We start from the raw sequence: 15,766 nt of genomic DNA, 5'->3' as shown, positions 1-15,766 counted from the left end.
CGGTCGTTCAGGTTCGTGATAGTTATGGCCGTGTTAATGTCAACAGTGATACTGATGGAAAAATCAGTTATCAAGGGCCACTAACCGTCTTAGTGAACCGATACAGCGCTTCTGCATCAGAAATTTTTGCTGCGGCACTGCAAGATTATGGTCGCGCGATCATTTTAGGGGAAAACTCATTTGGTAAAGGTACAGTTCAGCAACATCGTTCTTTGAATCATATCTATGATTTATTTGAGAAGGAGCTGGGTTATGTCCAATACACCATTCAAAAATTTTACCGAATTAACGGCGGAAGTACTCAGAACAAAGGTGTGATTCCCGATATTCCTTACCCGACACCGATTGATCCTGCAGAAACAGGTGAGAGCGTTGAAGATAATGCATTACCTTGGGATCAGATTGATCCAGTGAAATTTGATTCTTTGCAGGATAACGCTGCATTGATTGGCAAGTTAACCGCCAAGCATGATGTACGTATCGCGAAAGACATGGAATTTCAGTTTATTGCTGAGGATATTGAAAGATATTTGGCTGAAAAAGACGATAATGCGATTTCTTTGAATGAGAAAGTAAGGCAAGAACAAAGTGATAAAAATGACGATCTTCGTTTAGCCCGCGTTAATCTGCGCCAAAAAGCAAGTGGTGACGAGCTCTTTGCTACTTTAGACGATATTCCTAAAGACTATGATCTTCCAGATGCTTACCTAGATGAATCTGTCGCTATAATGGTCGATATGTTGCGTTAGTAAGTCTATTGCTTAGCGTGAAAAGCACAAAAAACGAGTACATTCAGTGCTCGTTTTTTTTGCTTAAATTACTTTTCACTCGGTGCTTTGTTGATATTTTTGTGTGATGAAAATCAAAATAATGGCGATTTTTGTGATGTGTGCCTAAACTTTAATAAAAGTAAGGGGGCGTATTATGAGATGGATAATCGTTTTAGCAATGTGTGTAAGTTTTTCTGTATTTGGCCAAGACAACAATCAGGGGTCTGATCTCTCACAGTTTGACCAGCCCTTTTTATTAGGGGACTGGTACTTAATCAACTCAGACCCAGAAAACGCCAACGATAACTTCATGGCAATAAAACTTTCGCTCGATTCAAATTACTCATTCCAGATCGATATTCAAAAGAAAGATTACAGCGTCGACCATTGGGAAGGCCTTTATGCGGCCAATGACGATACGATTATTCTCGGTCTTAATACCTCCGACCCTCAAGTCTACAAGTACTCGGGTAACCATAACCTGCTGAGCATGAATGGCGTTATGTTTACAAAAGGTTTGTCTAACGCGCTTGCGGGAATGTGGTCGAGTGAACAACTTGCAGGGCATGATTTACTGGCGAGTAATGTGAGCAAGATGGACCTGGTGTTGCAGCCTGATTTTGTGTTCATGTTTAAAGCAAGCAACCTTGAAGGCATGGAAACGGTGCATCAAGGTGTCTACTACACAGAGGGTGATCAATTGGTTCTTCTGTATGAAAAGGGTGAACATGAAACTCGATACACACTTAAGAACGATAGGCTAACGCTTGAAGCAGAAGAAGGTGGGATGTATGCCGTGCTCAATAGGATACGTTGATGGGAATACGAGAATACGCTAACGGTTTCTACTGAGTGAGATCCCATAGCCCAGATAAGTATGTCACTAAAGTTAAATTCAGTAGCGTTATCTAACAAATGTGCTGCATAAATCGGCACTTAAACGAGGTATTTAAATTAAATACCTCGTTTTTTTTCAATAGGGGTTGTAACTCGTGGCGACACATCGTAGAAATAGAGCAGATGTTTTCAGTCATAAGGACAAAGACAATGGCGCATACTCCTCAAGCCAAATACCGTAAAGATTACCAGTCACCTTCTTTCACGATCAGCGATCTAGACCTTACTTTCGATTTATTCGATACCCAAACCGTTGTAACCGCAACGTCATCGCTGAAAAAACTGTCAGACAGCACAAGTCTTTACCTAGATGGTGAAGGGTTAACGCTGAAAGAAATCAAGATAGACGGTAAAACTTGGAACGACTTTGAGCAGAATGACACGGGATTAACGATTCACTCTATTACTAGCGATTGCGAACTGATGATCGTGACTCAATTGAACCCTGAAGAGAATACGGCTCTTGAAGGTCTGTATAAGTCGGGAGGCGCATTTTGCACTCAGTGTGAAGCAGAAGGGTTCCGTCGCATTACCTATTATCTAGATAGACCGGACGTTCTTGCGAAATTTACGACCACAGTGATCGCGGATAAAGCACAATACCCGTTTTTATTGAGTAATGGTAACCGTATTGATCAAGGTGATAGCGCAAATGGCCGTCACTGGGTTAAATGGCAAGACCCGCATCCTAAACCTGCGTATCTCTTTGCTTTAGTAGCCGGAGATTTTGATGTTCTACGCGATAATTACACGACACAATCGGGTCGAAACGTAGAATTAGAAATCTTTGTGGATAAGGGGAATCTGAACAGAGCCACTCATGCGATGGTTTCACTTATTAACTCAATGAGATGGGACGAAGAGCGATTCAATCTTGAGTACGATCTAGACATCTATATGATTGTTGCCGTCGATTTTTTCAATATGGGCGCAATGGAGAATAAAGGGCTGAACGTCTTTAACTCTAAGTACGTCTTGGCGAACGATCAAACCGCAACGGATACTGATTACCTTGGCATTGAAGCAGTGATTGGTCATGAGTATTTTCACAACTGGACCGGCAACCGAGTGACTTGTCGAGATTGGTTTCAACTGAGCTTGAAAGAAGGCTTAACGGTTTTCCGCGATCAAGAATTCTCGTCTGATTTAGGGACTCGATCCGTTAATCGGATCAACAACGTCCGTATTATCCGTGGCCCGCAATTTGCGGAAGACGCAAGCCCAATGTCACATCCTATTCGCCCAGATAAAGTGATTGAAATGAATAACTTTTATACGCTAACCGTGTATGAAAAAGGCAGTGAAGTTATTCGAATGATGCATACATTGCTCGGTGAGAAGGCGTTCCAACAAGGTATGGCTTTGTACTTTGAACGACATGACGGTACGGCCGCAACGTGTGAAGACTTTGTGTCAGCGATGGAAGATGCATCTGGCGTTGATCTTAAACAATTCCGTCTGTGGTATAGCCAATCCGGAACACCAACACTCACTGTGAGCAGTCATTTTGACCAACAGGCTAAGACATATGCGTTAACGGTAGAGCAATGCACCCCAGCGACAACGGATCAAACAGAGAAACAAGCGCTGCACATTCCGTTTGATATTGAACTATACGATCAAAATGGTGACGTCATACCTTTGCAGGTGAATGGTGCTAGTGTGCCAAATGTACTTAATGTGACAGCAACCAAGCAAACTTTTGTGTTTGACCATGTAGATTCTCAGCCGATACCATCACTGCTTCGCGAGTTTTCTGCCCCTGTTATTCTTAACTATGGCTACACAGACGCAGAACTTATTTTCCTGATGAGCCACGCTCGCAATGAGTTTGCACGTTGGGATGCTGGGCAGATGTTGCTGGCAAAATACATCAAGAGTAATGTGGCTCACGTAGAACAAAATCAAAAAGTGGCCATTGATATGCCCGTTATTGATGCATTTCGTGGTGTATTGCTGAGTAAAACGTTAGACCCTGCATTCATTGCTGAAATGCTGGTTTTGCCAAGTCACAACGAAATATCAGGTTGGTATGAGCAAGTCAACGTTGATGCGATTGCTCTCGTGTTGAAGCATATTAAAGCAATTTTGGCTGAAGAGTTAAAAGATGAATTAAGTGCGATGTATCATGCGATGGCTCAAAAGACTTACACCATTGCTCATAGTGCCATTGGGCAACGCGCGCTTCGTAACACATGTTTAAGCTATTTGTCACATACGGATATTGGTGAGCAACTTGTTATCGCTCAGTACCAAGATTCCGATAATATGACCGATACCATTGCCGCGATGACTTGTGCCAATAATGCGCAGCTAGCGTGTCGCGAGAGATTGATGTCAGATTACAGCGAGAAGTGGAGCCATGATGGCTTGGTAATGGATAAATGGTTTGCACTGCAAGGGACCAACCCTTCTTCTGGTGCGCTTGAAGTGATCAAGCAAACCATGGAACATGCGGCATTTAGCATTAAAAACCCTAACCGTACACGCAGTTTAATCGGCGCATTCTTAAATAATAACCCGGTACAGTTCCACGATAAATCTGGATTAGGTTACCAATTTGCAGGAGAGATCATTGCTGAGTTAAACAGCAGTAATCCACAAGTGGCCTCGCGTCTCATTGATCCACTGCTTAAATTTAAAAAGTACGATCAACAAAGACAAGCTTTGATAAAAGAACAGCTTCTTTCTTTACAGTCTTTAGACAACTTAGCCAAAGATCTGTATGAAAAAGTCACCAAAGCTTTAGACTGCTAATATCTTTAGGCTGATTTTGAAGTTGAAGTTGAAGTTGAAGTGGCGGACATCGCCACTTCAACTTATGTCAATACCTAAGGTTAACGATTGAGATTAAGTATTTAGAACCATTACCGATGAAACACTACACCTTTTCCTTAAACATAACATACCAAGCATTTTTGGATCACTATTCCGGTGCGGCTAGTGTCGTCCATGTGGTCACCGATACTGGTTTAAGACTTCAATTACCGGCTGTAAAGTTTCGCGGCTTTCTCAGTCAAATAGGCGTGAAAGGGCGGTTTAGACTAACAACCGACCAAAACAACAAGTTTTTAAAGTTAGAAATGCTATGAATAACTAATTTGTTAGCGGTTTAAACAGAACGCCTATCACATTATCAAACATTCCTGCTGCTACATGAACAAATCCATTAACTATTTGCTAATAAAACTTTTACAATAAAATCATGCATTACCTGCTTTAAGCACTATGCTTACAGCATTCCCTATAAAAATGACAATTCTAATTGTGGAGCGTGATTATGACCGTGCGTGATACTTTAATGCCGGTTCTTCTTGAAAAGGTATATAAGCTAATTCAAGACAAACTAGAGCTTGCCCATCAACCCTTAGTGACTCAACTTGCCCAGCATCTTTTTAGCAATATTGCTCAAGAAGATCTGATCGAAAGGAACGAATCCGATTTGTACGGTGCTGTCGTGAGTTTATGGCACCACATTAATGAAAAGAAACCGGAAGATATCTCGGTTCGTGTATTTAACCCTACTGTCAGTCGCCAGGGTTGGCAATCAACACACACCATTGTCGAAATGGTGGTTCCAGATAGCCCGTTCTTAGTGGATTCTGTAAAAATGGCATTAAGCCGTTTAGATCTCTCTTCCCACTTTATGCTCCATGGGCCGACTCAAGTAGAGCGTGATAAGAAAGGGAAAACGATAGGAATTAACAGTGGCGATGGTGTGTTCCAATCCCTGTTCCATATCGAAGTAGACAGACTCAGTAGTAAGCAAACCATGACGTCACTCAAAAATGAGTTATTGACCATTGTGACGGATGCCGGCCATGTGGTTCGAGATTGGTTGTTGATGGTTGAAAAGCTTGAAGAAGTGACCAATCAAGTGATTAACCAAAAAGAGAGCATCGCATTAAAGGATGATCGTTACGAAGACACGGTTAAATTCCTGCGCTGGTTAGGGGATCATAACTTTACCTTCATGGGGTATAAAGAATATGACCTGGTTAACGTTGATGGCGATAAAGTCCTGACGCCAACCGAAGATATTGGATTAGGTCTGTTTTCTGAAGCGAAGCGTGTTCGAGCCGTAAAACTGTCTGATTTTACTGACTCAGCCAGACTAGAAGCAATGAAAGCATTCTTACTCATTGTGACGAAAGGCAATGCCCAGTCTCGTATTCACCGACCTGCCTATACGGATTACATCGGCATTAAAAAATTCGATAAGAACGGCAAAGTGATCGGTGAGCATCGATTCACGGGCCTGTATACTTCCGCCGTTTATAATCAAAGCGTCGAAAGCATTCCTTTAATCCGTGAAAAAGTAGAGCGAATCCTAGATTCGAGTGGTTACCGTGACGGTTCATACTCTTACAAAGCTCTGCACAATATATTAGAAAATTATCCTCGTGACGAACTGCTTCAAGCCAAAGAAAATGAATTACTTGAAGTCGGAATGGGCGTTGTACAAATGCAAGATAGAGATATGTTGCGCCTTTTTGTACGTAAAGACCCATTTGGCCGTTTCTTTAGCTGCATGGTTTATGTCACCAAAGAACGATATAACACTGAGCTGAGACGTCAGACACAACGTATTCTTAAACAGTACTTTGGCTGTGAGCAAGAAGTGGAGTTCACGACTTACTTCTCAGAAAGCCCGTTGGCAAGAACCCATTACATTGTGCGTGTAGATAATAATAATATGGATGTAGATGTTAAAACGATAGAACATAACTTGATGGAAGCATCATCAACGTGGGACGATCGACTCTCTGATGCGATCGTAGCAAACTTTGGCGAAAGCAATGGGCTTCCTTTGTCGAAAGAGTATATGCGCGCGTTCCCGCGTTCGTATAAAGAAGACATGATGCCAGGATCCGCCGTAGCGGATATAGAAAGGCTTGAAGCACTGAGCGATGACAACAAACTCGGTATGCTGTTTTATCGCCCACAAGAAGAGTCAGCAGATTCTAAAGCCGTTCGGTTGAAACTCTACCACAGAGATGAACCCATCCATCTTTCTGATGTGATGCCTATGCTGGAAAACCTAGGATTGCGTGTCATTGGTGAATCGCCTTATGAAGTTCGAAAGGTCAACGGTCAAAATTATTGGATCCTAGATTTCTCAATGCTTCATAAGAGTGACAAATCGGTTGATCTTCGTGAAGCCAGTGAGCGTTTCCAACAAGCGTTTGCCGAAATTTGGTCAGGTGAACTCGAAAGTGATGGGTTTAATAGGCTGGTATTGGGTGCGTCATTATCGGGTAGAGAAATTTCTATTTTAAGAGCCTATGCCCGTTACATGCGTCAGGTTGGGTTTCCATTCAGTCAACAATATATCGAAGAAACGCTCAGTCATTATCCTCAAATCGCAAAAGGTCTTGTTGATCTATTTAAGAAGCGCTTTGATCCAAAATCTAAGGGCAGCCAAAAAGGGCAAAATGATCTTGTTACTAAGTTAACGGCGCAATTGGATCATGTTGATAGCCTAGATGACGATCGTATTATTCGTCGTTATATGGAGATGATCACAGCAACACTGAGAACCAACTACTACCAGTTAGATGAAAATAAGCAGGTCAAGCCTTGGCTGTCTCTGAAAATGAAACCCAGTGACATCCCTGAAATTCCTCAACCGGTACCCGCATTTGAAATCTTTGTTTATGCGCCAGATATTGAAGGTGTTCATTTACGTGGTGGCAAGGTTGCTCGTGGCGGCCTACGTTGGTCTGACAGACAAGAAGATTTCCGTACCGAGATTCTTGGCCTAGTTAAAGCACAACAAGTGAAAAATACCGTTATTGTTCCTGTAGGAGCAAAAGGCGGATTTGTTTGTAAACGCCAGCACAATTTCACTGAACGAGATGAGATTTTTGCAGAAGGCCAACGCTGTTATAAACGTTTTATTCGTGCATTACTTGATGTATCAGACAATGTCATCGATGGTGAGGTAATTCCGCCTAAAAATGTGGTTCGCCATGATGAAGATGATCCGTATTTAGTCGTTGCTGCAGATAAAGGAACAGCAACGTTCTCGGATCTGGCAAACTCCGTATCTGAAGAATATAACTTCTGGCTAGGTGATGCGTTTGCGTCGGGTGGCTCGAATGGTTATGACCATAAAGCGATGGGCATCACGGCGAAAGGCGGTTGGGAATCGGTTAAGCGCCACTTCAGAGAGATGGGAATTAACTGTCAAACCACGGACTTCACAGCCATCGGTGTGGGTGACATGGCAGGAGATGTATTTGGTAACGGTATGCTGTTATCTCAACACATACGTCTAAAAGCCGCCTTTAACCACATGCATATTTTTATCGATCCTAATCCAGATTCAGCGAGTTCATGGGAAGAGCGTGATCGTCTATTTAAATTGCCACGTTCAGGTTGGGACGACTATAACGAAAAGTTAATTTCTAAAGGTGGAGGCATTTTCTCACGCCGTGCAAAATCCATTGCGCTCACGCCAGAAATTCAAAAAATGCTTGGGACAAAAAAGGCCTCAATGGCACCCAATGATTTGATCAAAAAGATCTTATCGATGGAAGTGGATCTACTTTGGAATGGTGGTATTGGTACTTATGTGAAAGCATCGACCGAGACTCATACTGATGTTGGAGACCGTGCTAACGACACGTTACGTATCGATGGTAAAGACCTCAAAGCGAAAGTTGTTGGAGAAGGCGGCAACCTTGGTATGACTCAGTTAGGGCGGATTGAATTTGCGCTAGCAGGCGGGCGTGTGAATACCGACTTTGTTGATAATGTTGGTGGTGTTGATTGTTCAGATAACGAAGTTAACATTAAGATCTTCCTTAACGGTTTAGTGACTCACGGTGATCTTACCGTGAAGCAAAGAAACAAGATCTTAGAATCAATGGAAGACGAAGTCGGCGACATTGTGCTTGATGACGCTTATTGCCAAGCGGAATCTATTTCTATTACTGAACAGCAAGGCGTTTCGTTAGTTAAAGAGCAAATACGCTTTATTCATGCGATGGAAAAATCAGGGCATTTGGATAGAGCACTGGAATACATTCCAGATGATGAAACTCTGCTGGAACGAGAAAAGAAAGGAATGGCGTTAACGCGTCCTGAGTTATCGGTGCTTATTGCCTACGGTAAAATGACACTTAAAGAAGAGTTAGTTCATGAGGATATTGCCAAAGATGAGTTTCATGCGCAAAACCTAGTGTCTTACTTCCCAGAGGAGTTACGCCGTAACTATTCTGCACATATGGATAGCCATCCACTTCGAGCTGAAATTATTGCTACCGTTCTTGCAAACCAAATGGTGAACGAGATGGGTTGTAATTTTGTGACTCGTTTGCAAGAAGAAACGGGCTCGAGCACGGTCGATATTGCTAATGCTTATGCGGCAGCAAGAGAGATCTATGGATTAGGGGATGTTCTTTCGCAAACTCGTGCGCTTGATAATCAAGCGGAAGCCTCTGCTCAATACGATGTCATTTATTATGTGCGCCGCACGTTACGAAGACTATCGCGTTGGATCTTAAGAAACCGTCCTGGTAAAAAATCAGTGAAAGAAATGATTGCGCTTTACCAAGATGATGTTCATGCCATTACCAATCAACTTGATACCATGTTAGTGAGTGAGGAAGTCCAAGAGCATGAACAAATGGCGAAAGAGTGGATAGATAAAGGTATTTCGACCGAACTAGCAAGTTATGTTTCAAGACTATCAAGTCTTTACTCAGCACTGGATATATCCACAGTGGCTCGAGAAAAGGGTAAAACAGTCGAACAAACGGCCAAACTGTACTATAACCTCGGCGATCGCTTATCTCTTCACTGGTTCTTGAAACAGATTAATGGTCAAGCTGTTGATAATAATTGGCAAGCTCTTGCTCGTGCAGCATTTAGAGAAGACTTAGATTGGCAGCAACGACAGCTAACAGGTCAGGTACTCAGCTGCAGTTGTGATCCTGATAAATTGGATGTCATTAAAGCTTTAGAAGACTGGATAGTGAGTAATGAGGTCTCATTGCATCGATGGGAAAATATACTGAATGAGTTTAAAGTCGGCTCTGTTCATGAATTTGCAAAATTTTCAGTCGCTTTGAGAGAATTAATGCTATTAAATTTGAATTGTGCAGCAAATGAGTAAATAATAACGCCCCGTTCATACGGGGCTTTTTATTCTTTCGGAGGCACAATGCTCTACCGTCTAGCCAGAACTGGCTTTTTCCAACTTGATGCCGAAAAGGCACATGATCTTGCAATTCAAAATTTCAAACGTTTCACGGGAACACCGTTCGATCTTTTCTACCGCCAACAATTACCTGCGCGACCTGTTGAATGTATGGGGCTGACTTTTAGAAATCCTGTCGGTTTAGCGGCCGGGCTTGATAAAAATGGCGAATGTATCGAAGCTTTCGATGCGATGGGTTTTGGATTCGTTGAAGTAGGTACTGTTACTCCTCGTCCACAATCTGGCAATGATAAGCCTCGACTGTTCCGCTTAGTTGAAGCCGAAGGCATTATAAATCGCATGGGATTTAACAACCTTGGGGTTGATAACCTGATTGACAATGTTAAGAAAGCCAATTACAGCTGTGTATTGGGTATTAACATTGGTAAAAATAAAGACACACCGATTGAAAAGGGCGCTGAAGATTACCTAATTTGTATGGAAAAGGTATACCAATACGCGGGCTATATTGCGGTTAACATTTCCTCTCCTAACACACCGGGACTGCGTAGCCTTCAATATGGTGATGCTCTAGATGAACTGCTCGCGGAACTTAAAGCGAAACAAGGTGAGCTTGAAGCGAAACACAACAAATATGTGCCGTTAGCATTAAAGATCGCACCGGATCTTAGTGATGACGAGATTGCACAAATTTGTGAATCATTGATCAAAAATAAGATCGATGGTGTGATCGCAACGAACACGACATTAGATCGCTCTATTGTTGAAGGAATGAAGTTTGCCAATGAAGCGGGTGGTTTAAGCGGTCGTCCTGTTCAAGCACGCAGTACGGAAGTTGTTCGTCGACTTCACGAGGAATTGGGTGACAAATTACCAATCATTGGTGTTGGTGGTGTTGATTCTTATGTATCAGCGAAAGAAAAACTGATGGCAGGTGCGCAGCTTGTTCAAGTTTATTCTGGTTTTATTTACCATGGGCCTAAATTGGTTCAGAATATTGTTAAAAATCTATAACAGAAAACTGAGCTAGAATCGCACTACAATGTCTGACGTTTTGCGACACTGTCACGCTTTAAATGAGTGTTATTTGAAAGCGATCGAAGAGGGAATGAGAAATCATTTCCTCTTTTTTTTTAAATTGGCACTCGTAGAATTACTTTATTCAGCAGCAAAAGGTAAGTAAGCATTCTACCTAATGGCTTGATAATTCGGAAATTTGAGAGTGATACAATGCTTAAACCCAGCGACAAATGGACTTGGTACTACGATGACAAGGAAAGCACACTGATGCTGGACCTTGGTGACGATATTGTATTCAAAACAAATCTACCTAGAAAACTCTTAGTGGATTGCGCCGTTGGAATCAATGAATTCTCTGTTGACGATGCTTCAGCATTTCAAACGTTCAAAGAACAGATCTCTTTACTCCCATTAAATGAACCGCGCCAGGCTGAGCTAGCACTGTATTGCGTGGCCGCAAAGCGTTTTCATAAGCCTGTACAGCCTAAAAGTTGGTTCTTTGATAGTCAGCACGGTGAATGCTTTCCACAAGAAGGTGACCTAGTGCGGTTAACCAATCAATTCAGTGACCGATGTTTTATTACGCTGGAAGTAGGAGAGTCTGCCAGTTTGGTAGCGTTAATTGATATTGAACCTTTTGAGCTTTCTTCGACTAAGCAACTTGTATTTGGCCAGGCGATTAAAGTGATGCACGATAGAATGTCACTGGCTAACGACATGTTCCAAAACCAGCCCATAGCGCTCGTTAGCTAAACCCGTTTTAGTTCCTTTACGTTTTTATCGGCCTATGGCCGATTTTTTTTGCTCTAAATCTATTGGTCTCCTTTATTGTCCCTTGCATTGTGTCTCAAATAACGTGAAATCCCTCCACTAATCTGAATTAATTTGCTTCTATCGAGTTGCCCAAACAGGGCAAAAACACTCGGAAACCAACCAATAATTCCCATTTTAACTCAATGTGTAATAAAATTTCACCCTTAAACCCAGCATGGTATAGACCAGAATTGGTGTGAATAAGTATTCACTTCGGCTTTGAGCCTTTCATTGTGTTGATTTAACGGGAAGCAGATTGATGAAGGGATGAAAAGCAATAACCGCTTAACTTTGGCGAACAAGTGAGCAGTTAAATGAGTGAAGAGTAAGAAAAATAACCGATCAACTTACTTAATAAATAGATAGTCAGGTATAATACCGGGTCATTTTTTATTACTTAAAGAGCACTATGCATCAATATCTAGCGGTTACCTCAAACGGCCTTGAAAACTTATTGGTTGAAGAACTGATCAAACTTGGCATTCAGAACCCAAAACCAGTCCAAGCGGGGGTGAAGTTTAAGGCATCAACTGAGCAAATTTATCGTTGCTGTTTATGGAGTCGTTTGGCTTCTAGATTTGTACGTGTTCTTTCTGAATTTACTTGTAACGATGATATGGACCTCTATTTATCTGCAACCGCAGTGAATTGGGTGAACCACTTCCACAGTTCGAAGAAGTTTGTGGTGGATTTCAACGGTACGAATAACGAAATACGCAATAGCCAATACGGTGCAATGAAAGTTAAAGATGCGATCGTTGATTGCTTTACCAAGAGAAGCTTACCTAGGCCGTCGATCAGTAAAGATCATGCGGATCTTCGTATTCACGTCCGACTTCATCGCGATAAAGCGCTTCTTGGCATAGATATGGTTGGCGGAGGCTTGCACCAACGTGGTTATCGTCCAGAAGCGGGCAGAGCACCGTTACGTGAGACATTAGCTGCAGCGATCATCTTAAGAAGCGGCTGGGATGCGACGAAACCTTTCTTAGACCCTATGTGTGGCTCTGGTACCTTAGTGATTGAGGCGGCCATGATGGCAGCAAACGTTGCTCCTGGCATCAAACGTCAGAAGTGGGGCTTTGAATCTCTTGAAGACTTCGAATCTGAGCTTTGGACGGAAGTAAAAGCAGAAGCATCGGTACAATCTCGTCGCGGTGTCAATAAAGTTGACTGCAAGTTTTTTGGCTTTGATAACGATGAAAGAGTGTTAAAAACCGCACGAGATAACGCCCGTCGCGCAGGTGTCGAAAGCCTGATTCAGTTTGAAGTGAGTGATGCGGCTCAGCTTAAACGTCCAACTGAATTTGAAAATGGTGTCATAGTGTCAAACCCACCGTATGGTGAACGACTTGGTACTCACCCTGGTTTAATCGCGCTCTATACTGCGTTTGGTGCGCAGTTGAAGTCTGAGTTCGGTGGCAATACCGCGTCGATATTCTCAAGCTCTGACGAATTACTCAGCTGTTTGCGCATGCGAGCGGATAAACAGTACAAATTGAATAATGGCGCGTTACCGTGTCACCAAAAAAATTACTCTATATCGAGTCGACGTGCTGATTCTAACGGAGAATCTTCTCCTGGCGCAGTTGTGGCTCCAGACTTCTCTAATCGTTTGAAAAAGAACATAGCCAAAATTGGTAAGTGGGCGCGTAAAGAGCATTTAGAGTGTTACCGTATCTACGATGCTGATTTGCCAGAGTATAACGTGGCTATCGACGTTTATTTGGATAATCTTGTCATTCAAGAGTACGCTGCACCGAAAGATGTGCCAGAAGAGACGGCGAAACGTCGTCTTACTGATATTATTCGTGCAGCTATCGATGTTACTGGTACGGAAGCGAATAAAGTTGTGCTAAAAGTTCGCGAGAAACAGAAAGGTCGTTCTCAATATCAAAAACTCGGGCAGCAGTCAGAGCGTTTAGAAGTGCATGAGTACGGTGTGAAGTTAATTGTTAACCTGCATGACTATCTTGATACAGGGCTTTTCCTCGACCACAAAATTACCCGTCGTAAGATTGGTGAAATGGCCAGCGGGAAAGACTTCTTGAACTTGTTTGCTTACACCGGTTCAGCGACGGTTCACGCTGCGTGTGGTGGTGCGAAATCAACGACGACAGTCGATATGTCTAACACCTACCTAGACTGGGCAAAAGACAACATGACGCTCAATGGTAAAGTAGGGCGTGAGCATCAGTTCGAGCAAGCGGATTGTCTTAAATGGCTAAGCAATACAGACAAACAATACGATCTGATTTTTATTGACCCTCCGACATTTTCTAACTCAAAGCGTATGGATCAATCGTTTGACATTCAACGCGATCATATTCAGTTAATGACTGAATTAAAGCGTTTACTCAGAGAAGAAGGGACGATTGTATTTTCAAATAACAAACGTCATTTTAAAATGGATTTAGAAGCGCTTAAAGAACTGGGTTTGAAGGCGAAGAATATCTCTTCTACCACGCTACCATTAGATTTCTCAAGAAATAAGCACATTCATAACTGCTGGTTGCTTAGTCACGACAGCCAGTAAAATAAGGCAATGATGTGATCACATTATACAGTACCGAAGGCTGCCATCTTTGTGAGATGGCCCTAGAGCTACTTAAAGCAAAAGAGATAACTCAAGAGTTAGACATTGTAGACATTGCTTTTGATGACACTCTATTTTCACGTTACGGGGTCACTATTCCAGTTGTAAAATTCGAACAATCCGAATTGAATTGGCCTTTTAACTCACAAGAATTACAAAGTTGGTTGGATAAAAATGGCATTACTTACCATTCATAATGGTTTACTCGCATTTGGTGATCACCCGTTACTCGATCATTCCGATTTTGCGTTACAAGAGAATGAAAGAGTCTGTTTGGTCGGGCGAAACGGTGCCGGTAAGTCGACGCTGATGAAAGTTCTATCTGGCAACGTGATAATGGACGATGGAAAACTAACGATTACCCAAGATGTGGTTGTTTCTCGTTTGGAGCAAGATCCACCGCGAAATGAGCAAGGCACTGTTTTTGATTATGTGTCTGGCGGTCTTGCCGAAGTCGGTGAATCTTTAAAGATCTACCATGATCTTCTCGATCTTATTGCTGTGGACCCAAGTGAGTCAAACATCAATAAGTTGGCTCGTGTTCAAGATAAGCTTGATCATACGAATGCGTGGCGTTTTGAAGATCGAATTACCAATGTGCTTGCTTCACTAAAGCTAGAAGCGTCGACTAAGTTGACCGATTTATCTGGTGGCTGGCAACGTAAAGCTGCGCTCGCAAGGGCATTGGTTTGTGATCCTGACGTGCTTTTACTTGATGAGCCTACTAACCACTTGGATGTTGCTACTATCGAGTGGCTAGAAAACTATCTGAAAGATTTTCGCGGTTCCATTATCTTCATTTCCCATGACCGTGCGTTTATTAAAGCGATGGCGACTCGTATCGTTGATCTCGATAGAGGAAAGTTGAATTCATTCCCAGGTGATTATGAAAACTACCTGGTAGAGAAAGAAGAACTCCTCCGTGTTGAAGAAATGCAAAACGCAGAATTCGACAAAAAGCTCGCTCAAGAAGAAGTTTGGATTAGGCAGGGGATTAAAGCGCGTAGAACCCGCAATGAAGGGCGTGTACGTGCACTTAAGAAGCTTCGTGAAGAACGAAGTGACAGAAGAGAAGTACAGGGCAAGGTTAACCTTCAAATTGATGGTGCGGCACGCTCTGGAAAAATCGTATTTGAAGCGGAAAACCTCAATTATTCCATTGAAGGTAAGACGATTGTGTCTAACTTTAACTTCAATATCATGCGCGGCGATCGTATTGCCCTTATTGGCCCTAATGGCTGTGGTAAGAGTACGCTGCTTAAATTGTTGTTAAATGATCTTCAGCCTGATTCTGGCCGTTTGCACTGTGGAACAAAGCTCGAAGTCGCCTACTTTGACCAATACAGAGAAATACTGGATCCGGAAAAGTCGGTTATCGATAACCTTGCCGATGGTAAGCAAGAAGTGATGGTCGGTGGCAGAGAACGCCATGCGCTGAGTTATTTACAAGATTTCTTGTTTGCGCCTAAACGTGCTCGCACCCCCGTTAAAGCGTTGTCTGGC

The 15,766-nt window shown here is 42.6% G+C and carries 10 protein-coding genes; all 10 read left to right on the top strand.

Features of this window, described 5'->3' with window-relative positions; genetic code table 11:
* The coding region (locus ACP45E_RS03950) for a carboxy terminal-processing peptidase (protein WP_198927682.1) at positions 1-749 on the top strand (749 nt) is incomplete at its 5' end.
* A gap of 175 nt (positions 750-924) precedes the next feature.
* On the top strand, positions 925-1,587 hold the full coding sequence (locus tag ACP45E_RS03945) for a hypothetical protein (protein ID WP_017034248.1): 663 nt from the start codon (positions 925-927) through the stop codon (positions 1,585-1,587).
* 230 nt (positions 1,588-1,817) lie between these two features.
* A complete protein-coding gene (gene pepN / locus ACP45E_RS03940; RefSeq protein WP_069584716.1) occupies positions 1,818-4,424 on the top strand; it encodes an aminopeptidase N in 2,607 nt (868 codons plus the stop codon).
* A gap of 116 nt (positions 4,425-4,540) precedes the next feature.
* Positions 4,541-4,759: a DUF2835 domain-containing protein gene (locus tag ACP45E_RS03935; RefSeq protein WP_017034250.1), complete on the top strand. Its 219-nt coding sequence runs from the start codon at positions 4,541-4,543 to the stop codon at positions 4,757-4,759.
* 188 nt (positions 4,760-4,947) lie between these two features.
* A complete protein-coding gene (locus ACP45E_RS03930) occupies positions 4,948-9,789 on the top strand; it encodes an NAD-glutamate dehydrogenase (RefSeq protein ID WP_017038611.1) in 4,842 nt (1,613 codons plus the stop codon).
* Positions 9,790-9,837: 48 nt separating this feature from the next.
* Entirely contained in the window at positions 9,838-10,848 is a 1,011-nt protein-coding gene (gene pyrD / locus ACP45E_RS03925; RefSeq protein WP_017034252.1) for a quinone-dependent dihydroorotate dehydrogenase, read from the top strand.
* Positions 10,849-11,064: 216 nt separating this feature from the next.
* Positions 11,065-11,607 carry a cell division protein ZapC gene (locus ACP45E_RS03920; RefSeq protein WP_026026720.1) on the top strand — a complete coding sequence of 181 codons (543 nt, stop codon included), beginning with the start codon at positions 11,065-11,067 and terminating at the stop codon, positions 11,605-11,607.
* Positions 11,608-12,076: 469 nt separating this feature from the next.
* Positions 12,077-14,203: a bifunctional 23S rRNA (guanine(2069)-N(7))-methyltransferase RlmK/23S rRNA (guanine(2445)-N(2))-methyltransferase RlmL gene (rlmKL, locus tag ACP45E_RS03915; RefSeq protein ID WP_017038608.1), complete on the top strand. Its 2,127-nt coding sequence runs from the start codon at positions 12,077-12,079 to the stop codon at positions 14,201-14,203.
* 14 nt (positions 14,204-14,217) lie between these two features.
* The gene (locus tag ACP45E_RS03910) at positions 14,218-14,460 is read left to right on the top strand and encodes a glutaredoxin family protein (protein WP_017034255.1); all 243 of its coding nucleotides are present in this window, start codon (positions 14,218-14,220) and stop codon (positions 14,458-14,460) included.
* Positions 14,438-15,766: ATP-binding cassette domain-containing protein (locus ACP45E_RS03905; RefSeq protein ID WP_069584714.1), on the top strand; the 1,329-nt coding region annotated here is incomplete at its 3' end. The genes ACP45E_RS03910 and ACP45E_RS03905, both read left to right, overlap by 23 nt.

The sequence above is a fragment of the Vibrio genomosp. F10 str. 9ZD137 genome (assembly GCF_049974785.1).
In the GTDB taxonomy this organism is placed as follows: domain Bacteria; phylum Pseudomonadota; class Gammaproteobacteria; order Enterobacterales; family Vibrionaceae; genus Vibrio.
The sequence above is the reverse complement of the archived record's forward strand: the minus strand, read 5'-3'. Positions and strand labels throughout refer to the sequence as shown.